The 23442-nt window shown below is 49.4% G+C and carries 14 protein-coding genes; 13 read left to right on the forward strand and 1 reads right to left on the reverse strand.

Annotated features, from left to right (window positions below):
* Positions 1 to 120: 120 nt before the first annotated feature.
* From BLU30_RS04970 to BLU30_RS05015, 10 genes are all read left to right on the forward strand, one after another.
* Positions 121 to 1674 (forward strand): FGGY-family carbohydrate kinase, encoded by a 1554-nt coding sequence (locus BLU30_RS04970; protein ID WP_090244075.1) that lies wholly within the window; start codon positions 121 to 123, stop codon positions 1672 to 1674.
* Positions 1667 to 5899, forward strand: coding sequence for a 2-hydroxyacyl-CoA dehydratase (locus BLU30_RS04975; RefSeq protein WP_090244077.1), 4233 nt, complete (start codon positions 1667 to 1669; stop codon positions 5897 to 5899). Before BLU30_RS04970 ends, BLU30_RS04975 begins: the two co-directional genes overlap by 8 nt.
* A gap of 16 nt (positions 5900 to 5915) precedes the next feature.
* Positions 5916 to 6632 (forward strand): isoprenyl transferase, encoded by a 717-nt coding sequence (locus BLU30_RS04980; protein WP_090244079.1) that lies wholly within the window; start codon positions 5916 to 5918, stop codon positions 6630 to 6632.
* Position 6633: 1 nt separating this feature from the next.
* Positions 6634 to 7437, forward strand: a complete 804-nt coding sequence (locus BLU30_RS04985) for a phosphatidate cytidylyltransferase (protein WP_090244081.1) — start codon at positions 6634 to 6636, stop codon at positions 7435 to 7437.
* Positions 7438 to 7469: 32 nt separating this feature from the next.
* Positions 7470 to 8267 (forward strand): M50 family metallopeptidase, encoded by a 798-nt coding sequence (locus BLU30_RS04990; protein WP_090244083.1) that lies wholly within the window; start codon positions 7470 to 7472, stop codon positions 8265 to 8267.
* Positions 8268 to 8275: 8 nt separating this feature from the next.
* Positions 8276 to 9340, forward strand: a complete 1065-nt coding sequence (ispG, locus tag BLU30_RS04995) for a flavodoxin-dependent (E)-4-hydroxy-3-methylbut-2-enyl-diphosphate synthase (RefSeq protein WP_090244085.1) — start codon at positions 8276 to 8278, stop codon at positions 9338 to 9340.
* Positions 9341 to 9351: 11 nt separating this feature from the next.
* A complete protein-coding gene (locus tag BLU30_RS05000; RefSeq protein ID WP_090244088.1) occupies positions 9352 to 13455 on the forward strand; it encodes a PolC-type DNA polymerase III in 4104 nt (1367 codons plus the stop codon).
* A 69-nt stretch (positions 13456 to 13524) separates the two neighbouring features.
* Positions 13525 to 14340 (forward strand): M15 family metallopeptidase, encoded by an 816-nt coding sequence (locus BLU30_RS05005; RefSeq protein WP_090244090.1) that lies wholly within the window; start codon positions 13525 to 13527, stop codon positions 14338 to 14340.
* A gap of 115 nt (positions 14341 to 14455) precedes the next feature.
* Positions 14456 to 17095, forward strand: a complete 2640-nt coding sequence (locus BLU30_RS05010) for a valine--tRNA ligase (RefSeq protein ID WP_176770836.1) — start codon at positions 14456 to 14458, stop codon at positions 17093 to 17095.
* A 322-nt stretch (positions 17096 to 17417) separates the two neighbouring features.
* Positions 17418 to 20042: a calcium-translocating P-type ATPase, PMCA-type gene (locus BLU30_RS05015; RefSeq protein ID WP_207647990.1), complete on the forward strand. Its 2625-nt coding sequence runs from the start codon at positions 17418 to 17420 to the stop codon at positions 20040 to 20042.
* A 93-nt stretch (positions 20043 to 20135) separates the two neighbouring features.
* Here the strand turns inward: BLU30_RS05015 and BLU30_RS05020 are convergent, their stop codons facing one another.
* Positions 20136 to 20657, reverse strand: coding sequence for a DUF4364 family protein (locus tag BLU30_RS05020; RefSeq protein ID WP_090244096.1), 522 nt, complete (start codon positions 20655 to 20657; stop codon positions 20136 to 20138).
* A gap of 69 nt (positions 20658 to 20726) precedes the next feature.
* Between BLU30_RS05020 and BLU30_RS05025 the strand changes: the two genes are divergently transcribed.
* From BLU30_RS05025 to BLU30_RS05035, 3 genes are read left to right on the forward strand one after another with little or no spacing between them, the layout of a single operon-like run.
* The gene (locus BLU30_RS05025) at positions 20727 to 21434 is read left to right on the forward strand and encodes a 4Fe-4S double cluster binding domain-containing protein (protein WP_242873515.1); all 708 of its coding nucleotides are present in this window, start codon (positions 20727 to 20729) and stop codon (positions 21432 to 21434) included.
* Positions 21431 to 22141, forward strand: coding sequence for a 4Fe-4S double cluster binding domain-containing protein (locus tag BLU30_RS05030; RefSeq protein WP_176770831.1), 711 nt, complete (start codon positions 21431 to 21433; stop codon positions 22139 to 22141). The genes BLU30_RS05025 and BLU30_RS05030 overlap by 4 nt, the downstream gene beginning before the upstream one ends.
* Positions 22122 to 23441, forward strand: coding sequence for a DUF512 domain-containing protein (locus BLU30_RS05035; protein WP_090244102.1), 1320 nt, complete (start codon positions 22122 to 22124; stop codon positions 23439 to 23441). The genes BLU30_RS05030 and BLU30_RS05035 overlap by 20 nt, the downstream gene beginning before the upstream one ends.
* Position 23442 lies beyond the last annotated feature (1 nt).

The following is a 23442-nucleotide window of genomic DNA, read 5'->3' on the forward strand; positions in this document are numbered from 1 at the left end:
GAAAGGGAGAAGTAAAAAACGGAAACGACAATCAAGAATTAAAAATTAAGGAATTATGCTCCCAACCTCGGCTTTTTTTGTTATAATTATAAGTTAGTAAAGAGAAGAAGAGGTCTGTGCATGAGTGATTTGGCATTAACCATTGATTGTGGGACAAAAGGGTTAAGGGGCATTATTTTTGATTCATATGGCAATCAATTGGCAACGGCTGAAAAGCGGTATGAAAGCTATTATAGCCTGAATATGGGCTGGGTGGAAGCCCCTGCCAAAATGTTTTGGGATGATCTGTGCCAGGTACTGGGTATTTTAAAGCAGGAAGAACCAGCGCTTTTCGCCCGGGTGGCGGGTATCACCGTGGCTTGCCAGAGGGATACCGGAACCATTGTTGATCATCGGGGCGAGGCACTAAGGGATTTCATTATCTGGCAGGATCGGCGAAAACTGGATAAGCCCGTGGAGATTCCAAGGCTTTGGCGCATCCTTTTTGATTTGGCAGGAAAGGGCCCCTTTGTGGATTCCTTTAACACCCAGACGCATGCCCATTGGATTAAAGTCAATGAGCCGGAAAAATGGGCGTCAGCCCATGCCTATGTTTTGTTATCCAGCTACCTCATCGGAAAATTAACGGGGAAATGCATTGATTGCCGGTCTGATATTGCAGGGCATCTTCCCTTTAACTTTAAAAAAAAGGAATGGAGTGGCCCCAGGGATATTTTAACCCAAATTATCCGCATTGAGCGGGAAAAACTGATTCCCCTGGTGGATTCCTGTGCCGCTCTGGGAGGCATCACAGAAAAAGCCGCCCTGGAAACCGGACTGCCAGCAGGACTGCCGGTTATTGGATCGGGGACGGATAAGGGCTGTGAAACCATTGGTGTGGGCTGTTTGGGTCCAGACACAGCCAGCGTTTCCCTGGGAACCCAGGCGACAGTGGAAATAACGACTGATCAGTACTTTGAATTGATTCGTTTTTATCCGCCATTTCCAGGCGTTGGCCCCAAAAGCTATAATCCGGAAATTACAGTTTATAATGGTTTTTGGATGATGAATTGGTTTGTTGAAACCTTTGCCCAGCTGGAAAAGCAGCAATGTGATGAGCGGGGAGAGGATATTTTAGCCTTTTTGGACCGACAGGTTGAAAGAATTCCGGCGGGGTCTGAAGGCTTGGTACTCCAGCCCTATTGGGGAATGGAATCCTTCAAGCCGGAAGCCCTGGGGTCCATTATTGGTCTGACCGAGGGGCAAAGTAAATACCATATCTACCGTGCAATCATTGAGGGGATTGGCTATGCCCTGCGGGAGGGGCTCGAACAGATTGAAGCCAAGTCTGGCACCCGGGTTAACAGTATTGGATTATCCGGTGGTGGCGCCCAAAGTGATGTTATTTGTGGCATAATGGCCGATATTTTTGGAAGAGAGACCTATCGGGTACAGACATCAGCGACGACAGGCCTCGGTGGGGCCATGGCCATCTTTGTTGCCCTTGGCCGATATGAAGATTTAAGGGAAGCGGGTTACAATATGATTCGGAAAACCCGGATATATCGTCCAGACCCCAAAAGACAGAGGCTGTACGATGCGATTTATAGAGACGTATATGCGAAGGCTTATAAGCGGTATAAACCCTTATATCAATCCTTAAAGAGCATTATGGCAAAGGTGGAAAATGACTAAGAAATGTAAAATCGGATTGGATGTGGGATCAACCACCATTAAGGTGGTTGTTTTAGATGAAGAAAACACGATGATTTTTAAGGCCTACAGGCGCCATCTGTCGAATATTCGAGAGATGATGGCGGTGCTTTTGCAGGAAACCTACACCTTGATTGGTGATGTTCCAGTGACCATTAGTGTGACAGGGTCTGGAGGGCTCCTGGTGTCTAAATGGATTGATGTTGCCTTTGTCCAGGAAGTCGTCGCTGGGACCATTGCTGTGGAGAAGAAGATTCCCCGGACAGACTGTGCCATAGAACTGGGGGGAGAGGATGCCAAAATCACCTTCTTTGAAGGGAATATTGAGCAGCGGATGAACGGGACCTGCGCTGGCGGAACCGGCGCCTTTATCGACCAGATGGCGACCCTCCTAAAAACCGACGCCGGGGGATTAAATGAAATGGCAAAGACCCACACCACCATTTATCCCATTGCGTCCCGATGTGGGGTTTTTTCAAAGACGGATATTCAGCCTCTCCTCAATGAAGGGGCTGAAAAAGCGGATATTGCCGCCTCTATTTTCCAGGCAGTGGTCAACCAGACCATCAGCGGTCTGGCCTGCGGTCATACCATCCGTGGTAATGTTGCTTTTCTGGGGGGGCCCCTTTTCTTTTTATCCGAGCTTAGGAAGCGTTTTATTGATAGCCTGAAGCTGACTCCGACCCAGGTGATTTTCCCTGATGATTCCAACCTCTTTGTCGCCATGGGGGCCGCTTATTCTTCAGAGAAAAATGACGTCCTTCCCTTTGGGGAGATTATCAGGCGCCTGAAAGAAAACATCTTTGTCCAGGATATGGGGGTGGATCGCCTTCAGCCCTTATTTGCAGATACCCGGGAACGCCAGGCTTTTGAAACGCGCCATGCCCAGGCCAGGGTGGTGCGCGGGGATCTGAGGACTTATGGCGGGCCCTGCTTTTTAGGGATCGATGTGGGATCAACCACAACTAAAACCGTTCTGATTGGTCAGGATGGAGAGCTGCTCTACAGCTTCTATGGCAGTAATGAGGGGGACCCCTTAGAAAAGTCCCGGCAAATTTTGTTAGATATTTATGCGAATCTGCCCCGGGAAGCTGTCATTGCCAAGTCGGCGGTGACGGGCTATGGGGAAGGCCTTATCCAAACAGCCCTGAAGGTAGACATTGGGGAGATTGAAACCATCGCCCACTATAAGGGCGCAAAGTATTTTAAACCGGAGGTGGACTTCATCCTGGATATTGGCGGCCAGGATATGAAGTGCATGAAGATCCGTAATGGAACCATTGACAGCATTATCTTAAACGAAGCCTGTTCCTCGGGCTGTGGATCTTTTTTGGAGACCTTTGCGAAATCCTTAAATCTTTCCATGACGGATTTTGTGGAAAGTGCCCTGGATGCAGAAGCCCCCATTAATTTAGGGACCCGCTGTACAGTGTTCATGAATTCCAAGGTCAAACAGGCCCAAAAAGAAGGGGCCAGCGTGGGTGAAATTTCGGCGGGACTGTCCTATTCGGTTATAAAAAATGCCCTCCAAAAGGTGATTAAGGTCCATAACCCCAAAGATTTAGGGGAGAATATCATCGTCCAGGGAGGAACCTTCAATAATGACGCGGTGCTCCGGGCCTTTGAGAAAATCACAGAAAAAGATGTAGTACGCCCGGATATTGCCGGGCTGATGGGTGCCTTTGGTGCGGCTCTCATTGCCAGAGAAGGGTACACCCAGGGCGAAACGACCACACTCCTGGGGAGAGAGGCCCTGGATTCCTTTAGTGTGTCGGTCAAACATCGCCGCTGCGGTGGCTGCAGCAATAATTGTCAGCTGACCGTCAATATCTTTGGGGATGGCTCCCGGCATATTACCGGAAACCGATGTGAAATCGGAGCTGGTGTCAGCCATAAGCAAAATGATCTTCCCAATCTGTATAAATATAAATATCAGCGGGTTTTTGATTATCAGCCGTTGCCAACGGCCATGGCTGCCAAGGGTGTCATTGGCATCCCCCGGGTGCTCAATCAATATGAAAATTATCCCTTTTGGTTTATCTTTTTAACATCACTGGGCTATCGGGTTATTCTCTCCGGGGATTCGAACCGAAAAACCTACGAAAAGGGAATGGCCAGCATTCCTTCGGAATCCGTTTGCTATCCGGCAAAGCTGGTGCACGGACACATCCAGGATCTTATTGATCGTGGGGTTAAAAAGATTTTTTATCCCTGTATTTCTTTGGAGGAAAAGGAATTTGAGGGGGTGGATAATTGGTATAATTGCCCGATTGTGATGTCTTACCCTGAAACCATTAAGCATAATATGGATGTTTTGGGGGAAGAGGGTATTACCTTTATTAATCCCTTCCTGGCCCTGGATAATCATAAACGGCTGGAAGAACGGCTGATTGAGATCTTTGGGGAAGAGGGGGCCACCAGGGAAGAGGTGAGCATCGCCCTTCGCCATGCCCATGGAGAGCGGGAACGCTTCCGGAAGGATATGCAGCGCAAGGGAGAAGAAACCCTGGCCTGGCTGAAGCGTAACCATCAAAGGGGGATCGTCCTGGCTGGCCGGCCCTACCACATTGACCCCGAAATCAACCACGGGCTGGATCATGTCATTACTTCCCTGGGGCTGGCGGTTCTCACTGAGGATTCCGTCGCGCATCTGGCGGCTGGAAGCAATGCCGGGGACCATTACCGGGTATTGGACCAGTGGAAATACCACAGCCGGCTTTACAAGGCAGCGGAGGTGGTGGCCCAAAATGATTGCTTAGAGCTGGTGCAGCTGACCTCCTTTGGGTGCGGCCTGGATGCGGTGACCTCGGAACAAACCCAGGAGCTTCTGGAAAGCAAAGGGGGGATTTATACCCTCATTAAAATCGATGAGGTCAATAACCTGGGGGCTGTCCGAATCCGAATGCGCTCTTTAAAGGCCGCCATGGAGGAACGGGCGAAAAACCATATCAAGCTGCCCGAACACCCGTTACCCAAGCGGATGTCCTTTACCAAGGAAATGCGCAGGAACCACACGATTTTAGCACCCCAGATGTCACCCATTCATTTTGATTTCATTGCGGATGTGATGAAGGCCTGTGGCTACAACCTGGAGGTGCTGCCCAGCGTGGATGCGGCGGCGGTTGAAGCGGGACTGAGCTATGTGAATAACGATGCCTGCTACCCCAGCATTTTGACCACGGGGCAGATTATGGCGGCCCTGAAGTCCGGGAAGTACGATTTGGATAACGTTTCGGTGATGATGACCCAGACCGGCGGCCCCTGCCGGGCATCTAATTATGTGGGCTTTATCCGGAAAGCCTTGCGGGAAGCAGGGATGGAGCAAGTTCCGGTTATTTCCCTCAATATCGTGGGTCTGGAGGAAAATCCGGGCTTTAAGATTACGGTGGGCATGGGCCATCGGCTGATGATTGCTGCGGTGTATGGGGATTTATTCCAACGACTTATTTATGGAACACGGCCCTATGAACGGGATGCCGGGGCCACCATGGCGCTTTACGAAAAATGGCGCCGAATCGTTAAGCACAATGTTACAAAGCCCAGCATCCGGGTATTCCGTCGCAATGTGCGGGAGATCATTGCCGAGTTCGACGCCCTTCCCCGGATAAACCGACATATCCCAAAGGTGGCCATTGTGGGAGAAATTCTGGTGAAATACCATCCGACGGCCAATAATAACCTTGTGGAAGTCTTGGAAAAGGAAGGTGCCGAGGTGGTGGTACCGGATTTATTGGATTTCTTCCTCTATTGCTGTTATAATTCAATTTATAAGTATGATGTTCTTTCGGGCACCCTTTCCGGGAAGCGGAGCAGCCAGCTGGCCATCAAGGTGATTGAGCAGTACCGAAGAAATATGAAAAGGGCCCTTAATGGGAGCATCCATTATCGGGGGCCCTCCACTATCCAGGAAAAGGCGACAAAGGCCCAGGAGCTCATTGCACTGGGGAACCAGGGGGGAGAAGGCTGGTTCCTGACGGCGGAAATGATGGAGCTCATTGAAAACGGGGTGGAGAATATTGTTTGTGTTCAGCCCTTTGCGTGCTTGCCGAACCATGTTATGGGGAAGGGAATGATTAAGCCCATTCGCAGACGTTACCCCAAGGCAAATATTGCGCCCATTGATTATGATCCTGGGGACTCCGAGGTCAATCAAATCAATCGAATTAAGCTGATGATGGAGACGGCCCGAAGAAATTTGGAAAAATAAAGATTGGAGAGATGTCATGTTAGCAGATTTTAAGATCGACATGGGGAATATACCGGCCCATGTTGCTATCATTATGGATGGCAATGGACGTTGGGCAAAGAGAAAGCTGAGGCCCCGTCTCTTTGGACACAATGCGGGGATGAAGGCGCTGCACACGACGGTAAAAACCGCCTCTGATTTAGGGGTAAAGGTTCTGACGGTGTATGCTTTTTCCACAGAAAACTGGAAGCGGAGCCCTGAAGAGGTGGATGGCCTGATGAAGATTGCCGTGGAGTATTTTATTAAAGAGATTGCAGAGCTCCATGAAAACCATGTCCAGGTCCGCATGATTGGTGATATGAGCCGGGTTCCTGCAGATGTGCAAAAGGCAGCCGCAGATGCTTGTGGGCTCACCGCCGAAAATGAAGGGCTGATTCTGAATGTGGCACTCAACTATGGGGGGCGGGATGAAATCCTGCGGGCCGTGAAGGCCATTATGGCCGAGGGGATTCCTCCAGAGGAAGTTACTGAGGCCTGTATCTCCAATCATCTGTACACCGCAGGGCTGCCAGACCCGGATATTATTTTAAGGACCGGCGGGGAAAAACGTTTGAGTAATTTTTTGCTTTGGCAGGACTCCTACGCAGAAATTATTTTTGACGATATTTGGTGGCCGGATTTTGATTCAGATGCTTTTTACAGGGTTATCGAGGAATATCAAAAAAGGGAAAGGCGTTATGGTGCGGTAAAGTAAAATGCGAAAACGGATTTTGACGGCGGTGGTGGGTTTACCCCTGCTATTCGCAATGCTTTATTTCGGAGGGATTTACCTGTTTATAACCTGTGTTGTGCTCACATCCATTGGTCTGTGGGAATATGCCCAGGCGGTTAATCGGCGCTTAGACTGTAAAATTCGCTTTCCTTTCCTGTTCATTTTAGGAATATTGATTCTATGCTTTATGAAGCTCGATTATGGGATGGTTTTGCCCTTGCTGGCGGTTTGCTTCATTGCCGTTTTTTGTACGGAGGTATTTCTGGGAAAGGCCGATGTTTATCGGGGGATGGCTTCGGTGGTGGGACTGGTTTATATTCCCATGATGTTTGGTTTTCTGCTGCTCTTTGATACGGTGCCATCGGGACGATGCTATCTTTGGATGGTTTTTGTCATTGCTTTTATTACCGATACAGCGGCTTATTTCACCGGGATGGCCATTGGAAAGACAAAGCTGGCCCCTAAAATCAGCCCAAAGAAAACAGTGGCCGGGGCTGTTGGCGGGGTGGTTTTCGCCGCCATCGCCATGGTAATCTACGGCTTGATTCTTCAGTATAATTTTAATTTTACCCTTCCGATTTATATGTACATCGTACTCGGTGTGGTGGGCTCTATTGCCGGCCAGTGCGGAGATTTAACAGCATCGATGCTCAAACGGAAGATGGATATCAAGGATTTTGGAAAATGCCTGCCCGGCCACGGGGGCATTCTGGATCGCTTTGATAGTATTCTGTTTATCATCCCCATTGTATATATTTTTGCGATATATACCTTCGGATATCTTTAAAAAGATGGGGTATTAAAGCTTAGGAGGTATTGATGTTAAATACAGTACTAATGGTTATCCTCACCCTGCTGATTCTTTCCATATTGGTGGTGGTCCATGAATGGGGGCACTATATCGTTGCCAAGAAAACAGGGGTGTATGTCATTGAATTTGCCATTGGCATGGGGCCGGTCCTGTTTTCCCGTCAGGGCAAGGAGACGCGTTTTAGCATCCGGGCCTTTCCCATTGGCGGGTTTTGCCGCCTGTATGGGGAGAATGACAATGATGACGATGCTGAGACAGAGCCAGAACCTCTCCCTATATCCGTGGATGAATCCCGGAGCTTTCAGAATAAGACAAAGGGACAGCGGCTGGCCATTTTAGTGGCCGGGGCTGCCATGAATATTATCTTTGCCTATCTCTGCCTGGTGGTGGTGTTTTTGCTCAAGGGAACCGGATTTGGTCCGTCCCTTTTAAAAGGGGCTCAGGCAACCATCAGCTTTGGTGGGACCATCTTCCAAAGCCTGGGAATGCTCATTACCGGTCAGCTCGGGCTGAATGATTTTGCAGGTCCCATTGGGATGGTGGGCATGGTTTCCAGTTTTTATCAATACGGATTTGCTGCCTTACTAACTTTTACAGCCCTTATTTCAGTTAACCTCGGTGTGATTAATCTGCTGCCCCTTCCTGCGCTGGACGGTGGACAGGCATTGATTTTGATCATTGAAAAAATAACGGGGAAGGAGCTGGACCCCAAAAAGGCAGCAACCATTAATTATATCGGTTTTATGGCATTGATGGGGCTGGCCCTCGTCATTGCAGTGAATGATGTTTTACGCATAATGGGATAGGTGAGAAAATGAAAATTAATCGTAGAAAAACCAGGATTGTTTCCATCGGTGGCAGGGCCATCGGTGGAGAGAATCCTATTTTGATTCAATCCATGACCAATACGGATACCCGGGATGCAGAAGCGACAGCCGCCCAAATCAATGCCCTGTCAGCAGTGGGGTGTGAGATTGCCCGGGTGGCGGTACCGGACGAAGCGGCAGCGGATGCTCTGTCTGCCATTAAAACGAAGATCAGCATCCCCCTGGTGGCGGATATCCATTTCGATTACCGTTTGGCCTTAAAGGCCATTGAAAATGGGGTGGATAAGCTGCGGATTAATCCAGGGAATATTGGGGATGTTAATAAAGTAAGGGAGGTCGTTTCGGCCGCGAAGGATCGGGGAATCCCCATCCGAATCGGTGTGAATGCCGGGTCCCTGGAAAAGCGTCTGTTGGATAAATACCAGGGGCCCACGGCCCAGGGAATGGTGGAGAGCGCCGAGGGACATATCCAAATCCTCCAGGATTTGGGCTTTGAGGATATTGTGGTATCCATGAAGGCATCAAACGTCCTGTTAACCATTGATGCCTACTCCTTATTCTCTGAAAAATACGATTATCCCCTGCATCTCGGTGTAACTGAAGCAGGGGTATTGCGCAGTGCCGCCGTTAAAACGGGTGTGGGACTGGGATATCTGCTGTTAAATGGGATTGGGGATACCCTCCGGGTATCTGTAACCGGGGACCCCCTGGAGGAGATTTACGTTGCCAAGGATCTTTTATCCTCCATGGGGCTGTTTCAACAGAAGGATGGCATGGTAGAGGTGGTCTCCTGTCCCACCTGCGGCCGGACCGAAATCGACCTGATTGGCATCGCCAAAGAAATGAACAATCGACTGCAGACTGTCCATAAGGACTTAAAGGTCGCCGTTATGGGCTGTGTGGTAAACGGTCCTGGAGAAGGCAAGGAAGCCGATATTGGTGTGGCTGGCGGAAAGGGAAAGGGCGTGCTGTTCAAAAAAGGACAGGTTTTTAAAACGGTGGCGGAGGATGAAATCATCTCTGCATTAATGGAAGAAATTGAAAAAATGTAGGAGGGCCCAGGATGAATCCGATGAGTGGAAAACAGGCAGCACTGCAAGACGTTCTAAAAAAATATAGCCTGGAACCAGAACGGATCGAGGTGGCCAGTGGCAGCCAGGAAATTATATTTACCTTTAAGGCAAACCCGAAATCCTGTGACAATGTGGCGGTCCAGCAGGATCTTTGCCAGATTTTTGATTATGCCAAGAGTGTGGCGGTGGTCATTCCGGTTGAGAAAATATCCCAAGGGCCAGATTTAAAGCTCATGGACCACATTACCACGGCGGATGAAGAGCGAAAGAGCCAGATTGAGGCGGTTAAAGCCAAACGTCTGGAGGTTATCCAGAATGAAAATGTGGCCATTGCCAAGCAAAAGCCCGTAGCAGCACCGCCCTCCCCCAAGGGCAGGATGGGAAAGGATGGCAAAGCCAGACCCAGTGCCAGTGGTGGGGCCCTTTGGGGAAAGCCCATCCGGGTTCCTGTAGAATCTTTAGCAACCATTGATTTTTCCAAGCAAACCCAGCTGGTAGGGCAGAAGCTGTGCATCGCCGGGTGCGTGTTCGGCATTGATAGTCGGTCGGTCCGGGGCGGACGGGTCAGCTTTAATTTCAACGTGACCGACGGAACGGGTTCCGTAGGCTGTCAGCTCTTTGATGCCGAGGACCGTTTACAGCCACTAATGGACAGCCTTAAAAAGGATGCCTGGGTCCGAATTGAAGGGACCCTGACCCTGGATAACTTCAGGAATCAAATCTTTTTAAAACCCCGAAATATTGAGCCAGCTACTGCTCCGAAACGTACTGATGATGCCCAGATCAAACGGGTGGAGCTCCACCTCCATAGCCAGTACAGCTCCATGGACGCCGTGAGCAAGGTCCATAAAATCATGAAGCAGGCAGCAGATTTTGGGCATGATGCCATTGGGATTACAGACCATGGTGTGGTTCAGGCCTATCCGGAAATGATGAATTTGAGTAAGAAAAACGGCATCAAGGTTCTGTACGGCGTGGAAGGTTATTTGGTGGATGATGGTGTATCCATTGTGAATGGTCCCCAGGATGAGCCCTTCTCTGGTGAATTTGTTTTCTTCGATTTGGAAACCACCGGTCTGGCCGCGGGGAAGGATGTCATCATTGAAATTGCCGCCACGAAGATTAAGAACAAGCATATTGTCGAAACCTTTTCAAAGATCATTAATCCCCATCGGCCCATCCCCGTTAAGATTACAGAGCTTACGGGGATTACGGATCAAATGGTAGCCGGGGGGGAAGAGGCCGAGAATGTCATTCGCGATTTTTTGGAATTTTGTGACGGTCGGATTTTAGTAGCTCACAACGCCGCCTTTGATATGGGCTTTTTACGCTGTGCCCTGGAGGACTATGGCATTGAGGATACCATTACCTATTTTGATACCCTGACCATGGCCCGGGCCCTCATGAAGGAAATAGGAAAGCATAACCTTAAAAAGCTGGCCAGTTATTTTAAAATCGATATGGGGCACCACCATCGGGCACTGGATGACGCCATTTGTTCTTCAAAGATTATGTTCAAGCTCATGGAGCGGGCAGAAAAATCCGGCTGTCATCGGGTGTCTGAGCTGAATGGGCTCATGAATAATGAGCAGATTTTAAAGACGGAACAAGGACGCCATGTCATTATTTATGCCAAAAATCAGAATGGGATCAAGGATTTGTACAAAATTGTCTCCAAAGCCCATGTGGAATACTTTTATCGCAAGCCGAAAATTCCAAAATCACTTCTGGCGGCCAATCGAAAAAACCTGATCATTGGGTCGGCCTGTGAGGCCGGGGAGCTTTATTTGGCCTTTAAAAATGGCGAGAAGCAGGCCCGTATCGATGCTTTGGCAGATTTTTATGATTACTATGAGGTCCAACCCTTGGGGAACAATGATTTCCTCATTCGGGAGGAAGGACGGACCCGGGAAGAGCTCATCGAAATCAATGAAAAAATCATTGCCCTGGGGAAGGAAAAGGGGAAGCTGGTGGTCGCCACCGGGGATGTTCACTTTGTAGATCCCGAGGATGCCCTCTACCGGGAGGTGCTTCAATCCGGTCAAGGCTATCGGGATGCAGATATGCAGCCACCTTTATATTACCGTTCCACCCAGGAAATGTTGGATGAATTTGACTATTTAGATCCGGAAACCGCCTACGAAATCGTGGTGACCAATACCCGAAAAATTGCGGATTCCATGGATGCCGTTTTGCCCATTCCCGACGGGACCTTTCCCCCGGTCATTGAGGGGTCTGATGACGATATCCGAAATATGGTCTACGATAAGGCCCATGAAATTTACGGGGACCCCTTACCGGAGATTGTGGAAAGCCGGGTAAAACGGGAACTGGATTCTATTATTGGCAATGGGTATTCGGTGCTTTATCTCATCGCTCAAAAGCTGGTGCACCACTCCCTGGAGGATGGGTATTTGGTGGGATCCCGGGGCTCTGTCGGTTCCTCTCTGGTGGCCATGCTCTGTGGAATTACCGAGGTTAATTCCCTGGCACCCCATTATATCTGTCCCCATTGCAAGCATTATGAGTTTTTTGACAGCACCAAGGTGGGCTATGGTCCGGACCTTCCCGATGCCAATTGCCCGGAATGCGGCACCCCCATGGAAAAAGACGGCTTTGATATCCCCTTTGAAACCTTCCTGGGCTTTAAAGGAAATAAAGAGCCTGATATCGACTTGAACTTCTCTGGGGAAAACCAAGCGGAGGCCCATCGCTATACCGAGGTGCTTTTCGGGGAGGGCAAGGTCTACCGGGCCGGTACCATTGCAACCCTGGCAGATAAAACAGCCTATGGCTATGTCAAAAATTTCTATGAAGAGAAGGGGGAGTACAAGCCCGATGCGGAAATCAGCCGGGTGATCTCGGGCTGTGAAGGGGTTAAGCGCACCACTGGGCAGCATCCCGGTGGCGTTATGGTCGTCCCCCGGGATAAGGATATTTACGATTTCACCCCCATCCAGCACCCTGCGGATGATCGGGACAGCGATACCCTAACCACCCATTTTGATTACCACTCCATCCAGGGGCGGATGCTGAAGCTGGATATTCTGGGACATGATGACCCCACCATGCTGCGGATGCTTCAAGACCTGACCGGCGTAGACCCCCAAAGTATTCCCCTGGACGATGAAAATGTGCTGAAGCTTTTTAGGGGAACGGATTCCCTGGGATTGGTGGACAATGATTTCGATATTCCCCTGGGAACCTGCGGGGTCCCGGAGTTTGGGACGGGTTTCGTCCGGCAGATGGTACTGGATGCTAAGCCCAATGCCTTTGCCGATCTTGTTCGGATTTCCGGGCTGTCCCATGGGACTAATGTTTGGCTTAATAATGCCCAGGACTTGATTCTCAATAAGGTGGTTTCCATTAAAGAGGTCATTTGTACCCGGGATGATATTATGCTTGGCCTGATTTCTATGGGCCTGGATTCAGAAGAATCCTTTAAAATTATGGAGCATGTGCGGAAAGGGAAGGGCCTGACCGATGAGGAAGAAGCCTATATGCGCAGCTTTAATGTACCGGAGTGGTACATAGATTCCTGTCAGAAGATTTCCTATATGTTCCCCAAGGCCCATGCTGTGGCCTATGTGATGATGGCCTTTCGCATTGCCTACTATAAGGTTTATCACCCATTGGCCTATTATGCCACTTATTTCAGTATCCGGGCCAAGGAATTTAATCTGAGGGATATGACCAGCGGAAAGGAACACGTTAAAAAGACCATTGCCGAAATTAAGGCTTTGGGGAATAACGCCAGTAATAAAGAGTCCAATTCATTAACCTCATTGGAGCTGGCCTTGGAAATGTATTGTCGAGGGTTTGAATTTGTAAAGGTGGATATTTATCGCTCCCACTACAAGAATTTCCTCATTGAGGATGGTAAGCTATTGCCCCCCTTGATGGCCATCGATGGTCTGGGGGAAAAGGTAGCCGTCCAAATTTATGAAGAAGCCCGGATTAAGCCCTTCATGTCCAAGGAAGATCTTCAGAATCGGGCCCATGTCAATAAGAGTAACCTGGAAAAGCTGGATTCCTTTGGCTGTTTGGCAGGATTACCCGACTCGGACCAAATGTCCTTTTTCAGCTTTGGCTAAAAATTCAAAAATTCTTAAGTTATTGAGGGATGTTTTATGTTAGTGTTATACTATTAATGAAAAAAGGGGGTGGCGGCAGTTAATCGAAAAATAAATAAAAAAGTGAAGCAACGCCAGTTGTACGGTTTTTTAGCCGGACTGTTGATTATTCTGCTGTGTCTTTTGGCCAGTAGTACTTTGTTCACCACGGACGCCGCCTATTACGCCACTTTGATAAAAAAGGAGCCGGCAGGAGGGAGTTCCTCGATTACCGGACCAGTGGTTTCAACCATTACCGCTCCAGTGCCTACGGCTGAGCCAGTCCAGGGGGCGGTGGTGGATCCCCTGACCATCGGCAGCATTACCCAGTTGGTGAATAAGACCCATGGACTTCCCCAGGATTATAGCCCTGGAGATCTTGTGGCCAATGATTTGCCGGGTATCCGCCAGACCTATCTTCGTTCAGAGGCAGCCACCGCACTGGCAGAATTATTTGCCGCTGGACAGGCTCAGGGCCTGGACTTACAGTGCTGCTCGGGCTTTCGGGATTATGATACCCAGGTTAGTGTCTTTGATTCAGAGGCGGCGAGTACGGGCCAGGCCTCTGCTGAGGCTACCACGGCCCCTCCAGGCTATAGTGAGCATCAAACGGGTTTATGTATCGATGTAACCAGTAATAGCATCGGATTGGCCCTGACAACGGATTTTATCAACACCGCTGAAGGGGCATGGCTGGATGCCAATGGCTGGCGTTATGGTTTTATCATTCGCTATCCCAATGGCCAGGAGGGCATTACCGGCTATACCTATGAGCCCTGGCATTTGCGGTATTTAGGTGTGGATGTGGCTAAGGCAGTCTACGATAGTGGAAAGACCTACGAAGAGTATTTGAATATTATGGATTAAAGTGATTGGGGAAAGAAAAAATAAAGGGGGCAGAGGTGGAAGCCTCTGTTCTTTTTTGTTATAATCTATTATTAGTATTAAGATTAAGAGAGGATGCAGCCCATTGAAAAAAGAAATGTCGAAAGTCTATGAACCCCATTCGGTCGAGGGCCGGATTTATGATTGGTGGCAGGAAAAAGGTTATTTTAAACCAGAGGTCCATCCAGAGGGAAAGGCCTACACCATCATGATGCCTCCACCAAATATTACGGGTCAGCTCCACATGGGTCATGCCTTTGATGATACCCTCCAGGATGTCCTCACCCGCTTTAAGCGGATGCAGGGTTATGCCGCCTTATGGGTTCCCGGTATGGACCATGCCAGTATTGCCACCGAGGTGAAGGTGGTGGATAAAATCCGAAACGAAGAAGGTAAAACAAAAGAAGATCTGGGTCGTGATGAATTTTTAAAACGCGCCTGGGATTGGGCCATTACTTATAGAGACCGCATCCGGGAACAGGTGAAAAAGCTTGGCGCTTCCTGCGACTGGGACAGAGAGCGTTTCACCATGGACGAGGGATGCTCAGAGGCCGTTAAAGACACCTTTGTTCGCCTGTATGAGGAGGGCCTTATTTACAAGGGTAGCCGGATTATTAACTGGTGCCCGGATTGTAAAACGGCGTTGTCCGATGCAGAGGTCGAATATCAGGAAGAAAATGGCCATTTGTGGCATATTCGTTACCCCTTTGAGGATGGAGAGGGCTATGTCACCGTGGCCACCACCCGTCCGGAAACGATGCTGGGAGACAGTGGTGTCGCGGTTAACCCCAAGGATGAACGCTACACGGACCTGGTGGGCCGTAACGTCATCCTGCCCATCGTCAACAAGCCGATTCCTGTGGTGGCGGACGATTACGTGGACATGGCCTTTGGGACCGGTGTGGTCAAGATGACCCCAGCCCACGACCCCAACGACTACGAGGTAGGCAAGCGCCATCATTTGGAAGAAATCAATATCATGAACGAGGACGGCACCATGAACGCCCTGGCCGGGGAAAAATACGCCGGTATGGATCGTTATACTTGTCGGAAGGCCGTTTTAGCGGATTTAGAGTCCCTGGGACTGCTGGAAAAGATTGAGGACCACGTCCATAATGTGGGCCATTGCTACCGGTGCAATACCACCGTGGAAACCATGACCTCTGAGCAATGGTTTGTAAAAATGGCACCCCTGGCCGGGCCAGCCATTGATGCGGTGCGAAATGGCGATACAAAATTTGTACCGGACCGTTTCAGCAAGATTTATTTCAATTGGATGGAAAACATTCGGGACTGGTGTATTTCCCGTCAGCTGTGGTGGGGACACCGGATTCCGGCTTACACCTGTGATGCCTGTGGCGAGCTGGTTGTTGCCAAGGAAATGCCAGTGACCTGTCCGAAATGTGGTGGCAGTCACTTTACCCAGGACCCCGATGCTCTGGATACCTGGTTTAGCTCTGCCCTCTGGCCCTTCTCAACCCTGGGATGGCCTGAGGATACCGCCGACTTAGAAAAATTCTATCCCAATGCCGTATTGGTCACAGGATATGATATTATTTTCTTCTGGGTTGCCCGTATGATTTTTATGGGGCTTTACAACATGGGTGAAGCACCCTTCTCTGATGTGTACATCCACGGTCTCATCCGGGATTCCCAGGGACGGAAGATGAGTAAATCCTTGGGGAATGGGATCGATCCCCTGGAAATCATTGAGGAATACTCTGCGGACGCTCTGCGTTTCGCCATTATCACTGGTAACTCTGCGGGAAATGATATCCGTTGGCAGGACGAAAAGGTTGAAGCCAGCCGGAACTTCCTGAACAAGGTGTGGAATGCAACCCGTTTTGTCCTCATGAATTTAGAGGAGGATATCATGGATCGCCGGGAAACCGCCATGGCGAACCTGGAAGCCACGGATAAGTGGATCCTTAGCCGGATGAACACCGTGGTGGGGGAAGTGACCCAGAACATGGAAAAATACGAGCTGGGGATTGCCGCACAAAAAATTTACGATTTTACCTGGAGTGAATACTGTGATTGGTATATCGAGCTGGTGAAACCCCGGCTGTACGGTGATGATGAAGGCAGTAAGCTTTCGGCAGAATACACCTTAAATACTGTGCTCACGACGATTTTAAAACTGCTGCACCCCGTGGTGCCCTTTATCACAGAAGAAATTTATGCCTATTTACCTGGGAGTGGAGAGGCCATCATCGTGGCCAAATGGCCGGAATACGATGAAGCCCTGAGTTATCCCCAGGAGGAAAAGGACGTTATTTTCTTAATGGAGGTCATTCGGAATATCCGGAATATCCGGGCGGAAGCCGATGTGCCAAATTCCAGAAAAGCCGAGTTGTATTTCATGACCGATAATGCTGAGCATGAAAGCCTCCTCATGACCTCCGATGCTCTCCTTGAAAAGCTGGCGTCAGTATCCGGGGTGAAGACCATCGAGAAGGATGCGGTGGGGGATGGCTTTATCTCTGCTGTCATAGAAGATGCCGAAATCTTCCTTTCCTTGGAGGATTTGGTGGATAAGGAAAAGGAAATTGCCCGTCTCCAGAATGAAAAGAAAAAAATTGAAAAGGAATTAGCCCGCTTAAATGGCAAGCTGGGTAACGAAGGATTCCTTAAAAAAGCACCGGAGCAGGTGGTGGCCGCTGAGCGTGAAAAGCTGGCGGGGTACACCGAGATGATGGCGAAGGTTGAAGACCGTCTGGCCTATTTTGAAAAATAAAAATAAATAAGCATATACCTTAAGAGCCTTAAGTTTTAGAAAAAAAGATCGAAGCGGAAAACCTTTCCGTTTTGACAATTGCACGATCTCGTGTTAAAATCAGATCATTAAAATAATAAAAAAACCTAAAGGGGAGTAACTCACCGAAAGGATTTGTATGGTCGTCATTCCGGGCATTGCCCCGGCCATGCATCAAGGATTTCTTGAGAGTAAGACCTTTATCCAGGCTAGATTTTTGGTTTGGGTGGGGGTCTTTTTATTATTGCATCAATAGGAGGAAAAATTGGCAGAACAAAAAGAGAAACAAAGCTATTTACTCTCGGTGGCTGAAGCAGAGGCCCTCACCGGCACCAATGCGGAAACCGGACTCAGCGATACTCAGGTGGAAGCCCTGAGGGCAGAGTACGGACCCAACCGCATGGAAGAGGGCAAGCGAAAGTCACCCATTCGAATGTTCTTCGAACAGTTTAAAGACTTTCTGATCATCGTTTTGATGGTTGCCGCCGTTATCTCTGGATTTTTAGGAGAAGTGAGTGACGCAGTCCTGATCATGGTCATCGTCGTTTTGAATGCGGTTATCGGTGTGATTCAGGAAAACAAGGCTGAGGACGCCATGGAGGCCCTCAAACGCATGACGATTCCCGAAGCTAAAGTTCTCCGGGGCGGCGTGCAGCTGGTGGTGCCCTCTGAGGAATTAGTGCCTGGGGATATTGTCCTGCTGGATGCCGGGGATTTTGTACCGGCAGATGGCCGTTTGATTGAGGCAGCAACCCTGCAGATTCAGGAATCAGCCCTCACCGGAGAATCGGTTCCAGTGGAGAAAGAGAATATCGAAATCACCGATCCGGATACACCCTTGGGGGATCGGGTCAATACCGTGTTCTCCAGCAGTCTGGTCACCTATGGCCGGGGCCGTTTCATCGTAACGGCGACGGGGATGAACACCGAAATAGGAAAGATTGCCGGGATGCTCCAGGGAACGGAAAGCACTCAGACCCCACTCCAGCGCAGCTTAGAACAGCTGGGGAAGGTGTTGGCTGTAGGGGCTCTGGCCGCCTGTGCCGTTGTCTTTTTAGTGGGCCTTTTGCGCGGGGGTGATCCCCTGTTGCTCTTTATGACCGCCGTCAGTTTGGCGGTGGCCGCCATTCCAGAGGGCTTACCAGCCATCGTCACGGTGGTGCTGGCCCTGGGAACCCAGAAGCTTATTGCTAAGCACGCCATTATCAGAAAGCTGCCAGCAGTGGAGACCCTGGGCTGCGCCTCGGTCATTTGCTCGGATAAAACCGGGACCCTGACCCAAAACCGTATGACCATCCGCAAGGTGTATGCCAACGAAGGGATTGTGGATGCAGAGGATATTATGGATGATGGCTTTACGGAAAGCGAGAAATTTGTTGTCCGGGTGGGCCAGCTGTGTAACGATGCTTCCATTACCTACAATGGGGAAGAAACTGTAGAAATTGGGGATCCCACGGAGGTGGCTATGGTCGCCTATGCGAACCTCCTGGGGTTTGATAAGAACGAATCCCTGATGACAGCTCCCCGGGTAGCGGAGCTTCCCTTTGACTCTGAACGGAAGCTGATGACCACCGTTCATAAATATGGCAATTCCTGGGTGGGTTATACCAAGGGGGCGCCAGATGTACTCCTCTCCCGTTGTACCCACTATTTAAAGGGCTATGAGGTTCTTCCCATGGATGCTGCGGCCCAGGCCGAAATATTGGCGGCTAACACGGAAATGTCCGACGAAGCCTATCGGGTATTGGGATATGCCTTCCAACATTATATGGATTCCCCTGAAGTTACCATGGAGAATTTGGAAAACAATTTAATCTTTGCCGGCCTGACCGGGATGATTGATCCCCCCCGGGAAGAGGTTCGTGGAGCCATTACCGAATGTCACACGGCGGGTATTAAGACGGTGATGATTACCGGAGACCATAAAAATACGGCAGTGGCCATTGCCAAGGATTTAAAGATTTTTGAAGAGGATAGCATTGCCCTTTCCGGTGTTGAGCTGGATGCATTATCCGATGCTGAGCTTGAGAAGGAAATCGATCGCGTTGCGGTATACGCCCGGGTATCCCCGGAAAACAAGGTGCGCATCGTGGATACCTGGCAGAAGAGGGGAGCTGTGGTTGCCATGACCGGAGACGGGGTTAATGATGCCCCGGCCCTTAAGAAGGCGGATATCGGCTGTGCCATGGGAATAACGGGAACCGATGTTTCCAAGGAATCCGCAGATATGATTTTGACGGATGATAATTTTGCCACCATTGTATCGGCGGTGAAGGAAGGCCGGAATATTTATGAAAATATTAAAAAGGCCGTTCATTTCCTGCTCTCCTGTAATATTGCGGAAATCCTTATTTTATTCTTTGCCACGGTAGTGGGCTGGGTGCAGCCCTTACTGCCCATCCATATTTTGTGGATTAATCTGATTACCGATAGCCTGCCGGCCTTGGCCCTGGGGGTTGAGAAAAATGACGAAGATATCATGGAACGGAAGCCGAGAAATCCCAAGGAAAGCATTTTTGCCCATGGTGTTGGCGGACGAATTATTTTTCAGGGAATCGTTCTGGCGGTTTTATCCCTTGGCGTATTCCACTACGGTCTGACCCATTTCGGGGTTGACGTTGGACGGACCATGGTCTTTGCAGTGCTGGGGTTATCCCAGTTGACCCATGTTCTCAATGTCCGTTCGGAAAGCAAGTCTGTCTTTAGTAAAAAGTTCTTTACCAACCGTTATCTTTGGGGAGCTATCGGCATTTCCCTGGTGCTCCAGCTTTCCGTTATTCTGATTCCTGGTGCCCATGCCATCTTTGATGTGACCACCTTAGATTTACGGGAATGGCTCATTGTCATTGGGGCATCCTTAGCACCCCTTGTTATTGTTGAAATAACAAAACTTCTTGGACGGATATTCCATCAGGATGATAAGCACTAGGCCATAAGTCATGATTTAAAAAAAGCTCTGCCATTGAGGCGACATGATCGCCTGTGGCAGAGCTTTCTTATGAAATGAAATATTGTGAAAATCTTAAGTTAAATCCTTTAAAATGGCAGCATAAATCTTTTGGGTATTGCCCTTCCATTTTTCACACATGGCCACGGCCTCTTCCTTGGTGGGGGTGTTGACACTGATGGACATCAGTGCAATTCCGTTCTCTGAAAGACTAAGGGATACCTGGTAATCGTAGGGGCCATTTTTTTTGTAATCTGCTGTGGTGTATACCTCATTTAAAATCTTGTTCCGGCTTTCCAGAATATATCGGTCCAGCATTTCCTGGAGATACATGGGGATCTTATCCAAAAGCAACTCCAGGGTTTTATTACCGTCAGTGGTGTTCGTTAAAATTTCTTTTTCGTCACCATCTTTGGTTTTCTGGATAAGCTGCTCTCCCAGGAGGGCATCGATATAAAGCTGAATATCAAAATAGCTGATCTGCACATTCTGAATAATAATGTAAGCCAACTGTTCCCGGGTAATGCCGGTTTTGATTTTATTGAGCACATATAATATAATAAGTTTATCTTCTGTTTGATGGAATGGATTCAGCATCGCACTGCTCCTTTCTGCATCATTATAGCACAAAGGACCATGGAACGAAAGAAAGGTTGGTCGAATAACGTGAAAAAAAAACAAATTATCCTTCAAGTTTCAGATATTGCCCGTCATCGTGGCGTCGGGGATTTGGGATTTGCGGATATTTCAATATTGGATAAGGCTGGGGGACGGGGCTATGGGCAGGCAATATCCCTTGTTTTCCCATTATCCCGGGGAATTTTGTCCGAGATCGACACCGCACCGACCATTACTTATTTCCACCATTATCGGACCATGAATCGTCTCATTGACGATACAACCCTTCAGCTTGCCCTGTTTTTAGAGCGACAGGGTTATCGGGCATATCCTGTGCCAGCTTCCCAGTCCGATCCTGAGACAGGAGGGTATCAGGCGGTATTTTCTCATAAGACAGCGGCGGTGCTGTCTGGAATGGGCTGGATTGGGAAAAGCGCCCTCTTCATCCATAGCCGTTATGGTCCGGCAGTTCGTCTGGGGACGGTGCTGACGGATGCTCCTTTGGGGAGTGGTCCAGAGCCCATGGAAAGCCGCTGTGGCCAGTGTACCCGCTGCCGGGATGTTTGCCCGGCACAAGCGATCGAGGGTGTCGAGTGGCAGATAGGGATGGCCAGAAGTCAGCTCATCGATGTACACGCCTGTAGTACACATATGAAAGAAGCTTATCAGCATATAGGCCGGGGTGTGGTTTGTGGTCTATGTATGGTTCACTGTCCCTTTGGGGCAATACAGAAAGAAAAGGTATCATCATTATGAATGGAATCAAAGAGAAAATTCGTCAGAAGGCCCTGGAAATGGGTGCTGTTGATGTGGGATGGGCCGATTTAGAAGCCGCTTCAGTATCGGCACCGGATGACTTTAAGCAAGCATTATGTATCGTGGTGCCCCTAAACCGTGGGGTGATCAGTCATATCCAGGAAACACCGACCCATGCCTACTACGCCCATTATGTATCCGTCAATCGTCTGATTGATGATATTACCCTCCAGCTGGCCTTGCTCCTGGAGGCACAGGGGTATCCTGCCCAGGCCATCCCTGCCGGTCCTCCTATGCTGTCTGATGATACGGTCCTCCATGGTCTGTTCCAGCATAAGACCACCGCGGTGTTGTCTGGAATGGGATGGATTGGAAAAAGTGCCCTTTTTCTCCACCAAGAGTACGGGTCTGGTGTCCGGCTGGGTTCTGTACTTACCACCACAGAGCTTCCCATTGAAAATAAGCCTATGGAGAGCCAATGTGGCGGATGTCGGATCTGTACCCGGGTGTGTCCCTCAGGTGCCATTAAGGGAGAGAAGTGGGCCCTTGGCATGGAACGGGATACCCTTTTTGATGCCCTGAAATGTGATGCCTATATCAACACCCATCATGAAGAAATTGCCCATCAAATGGTCTGTGGCCTATGTATGGCCCATTGCCCTTTTACGAAAGGAACGAGGAAGATTGATGAATCCCTACGAAATTAAAGAACTAAGCCCGACGGGGGTGCTGGCAGAAATGGGGGTAGAGCAGGGAGACCTGCTTTTATCGATTAATGGCCGGAGCGTGGTGGATGAATTGGATATCCGCTTTTTAGGCGGAGAAGAGGAAATCCTTGTGGAGATCCAAAAGCCCGATGGTGAAATTTGGGAGCTGGAGATTGAAAAGGAGAGCGATGAGCCCCTGGGCCTTCACTGTGATGGGGGAACTTTGGGAATCCGCCGCTGCCGAAATAATTGTGTCTTTTGCTTTATTGATCAAATGCCCCCGGGGATGCGGGACACCTTATATATTAAAGATGATGACGAGCGTCTATCTTTTCTCCAGGGTAATTATGTGACCCTGACCAATCTTAGTGAAGCGCTGAAGCGGCGTATCGTCGATTATCATATCATGCCCATTAATATTTCCATTCACACCACGGACCCGGAGCTGCGGTGCAAAATGTTGGGCAACCGCTTTGCCGGGAGTATCCTGGAGGATCTAGCCTTTTTTTCCGAACATCACATCCAGATGAATGGCCAAATCGTGATGTGCCCAGGTTATAATGATGGAGAAGCCCTGAAGAAAACCCTGGAGGACGTCATGGCTTTTTATCCCTGGCTGCAGTCCCTATCCGTCGTTCCGGTGGGACTTAGCAGCTATCGGGAAGGACTGCCTGCCTTGTACCCGGTGGATGCTCAGAAAGCAGCTGAAACCCTGGATATTATAAGGGAGGCACAGGACAAAATGCTGGCTCAATACGGTGTGCGATTTGTCTTTCCCAGCGATGAGTTCTTTCTCTTGGCAGGGCAGGACCTGCCCGGAGAAGATTACTACGGGGACTTCAGCCAGTTGGAAAATGGTGTTGGTATGATGACGGATTTTAAGGCGGGACTTCGGGATGCTCTGGCAGGGAGAACACCAAAGTCTAAGGGGAGCCATCGCTTTGGGATTATTACCGGGGTACTGGCCAAGGGCTTTATGGAGGCCTGCGCTGGGGCCATTGAGAAAGTCTATCCCGGTGCGGATATTGGGGTACTTCCTATAAAAAACAATCACTTTGGACCTTCCATTACCGTATCTGGACTCGTCACCGGTGGGGACATTGTCGCCCAGATTCCAAAAGAAAATGAAATAGAGACTTATTTTATTCCGGAAAATATGGTAAGATATGGGACTGAAGATTTTTTAGATGATATGACGCTGGGGGCATTGTCCCAAGCCCTTGGGGCGGAGGTAGCCATTGTTCCCGTTCGGGGAGACGCGTTGGCCGAAGCCGTTGCCCAGCGATTAATAGGAGGATAAT

The sequence above is a fragment of the Eubacterium barkeri genome (assembly GCF_900107125.1).
GTDB lineage: Bacteria > Bacillota > Clostridia > Eubacteriales > Eubacteriaceae > Eubacterium_O > Eubacterium_O barkeri.

Excerpts from the sequence above, each read along its gene's own strand:
- BLU30_RS05035 (WP_090244102.1), top strand. The coding sequence starts at position 22,122 with ATGAATCCCTACGAAATTAAAGAACTAAGCCCGACGGGGGTGCTGGCA.
- BLU30_RS04970 (WP_090244075.1), top strand. The coding sequence starts at position 121 with ATGAGTGATTTGGCATTAACCATTGATTGTGGGACAAAAGGGTTAAGG.
- BLU30_RS05010 (WP_176770836.1), top strand. The coding sequence starts at position 14,456 with ATGTCGAAAGTCTATGAACCCCATTCGGTCGAGGGCCGGATTTATGAT.
- BLU30_RS05020 (WP_090244096.1), bottom strand. The coding sequence starts at position 20,657 with ATGCTGAATCCATTCCATCAAACAGAAGATAAACTTATTATATTATAT.
- BLU30_RS05000 (WP_090244088.1), top strand. The coding sequence starts at position 9,352 with ATGAATCCGATGAGTGGAAAACAGGCAGCACTGCAAGACGTTCTAAAA.
- BLU30_RS04985 (WP_090244081.1), top strand. The coding sequence starts at position 6,634 with ATGCGAAAACGGATTTTGACGGCGGTGGTGGGTTTACCCCTGCTATTC.
- BLU30_RS05030 (WP_176770831.1), top strand. The coding sequence starts at position 21,431 with ATGAATGGAATCAAAGAGAAAATTCGTCAGAAGGCCCTGGAAATGGGT.
- BLU30_RS04990 (WP_090244083.1), top strand. The coding sequence starts at position 7,470 with ATGTTAAATACAGTACTAATGGTTATCCTCACCCTGCTGATTCTTTCC.
- BLU30_RS04975 (WP_090244077.1), top strand. The coding sequence starts at position 1,667 with ATGACTAAGAAATGTAAAATCGGATTGGATGTGGGATCAACCACCATT.
- ispG (WP_090244085.1), top strand. The coding sequence starts at position 8,276 with ATGAAAATTAATCGTAGAAAAACCAGGATTGTTTCCATCGGTGGCAGG.
- BLU30_RS04980 (WP_090244079.1), top strand. The coding sequence starts at position 5,916 with ATGTTAGCAGATTTTAAGATCGACATGGGGAATATACCGGCCCATGTT.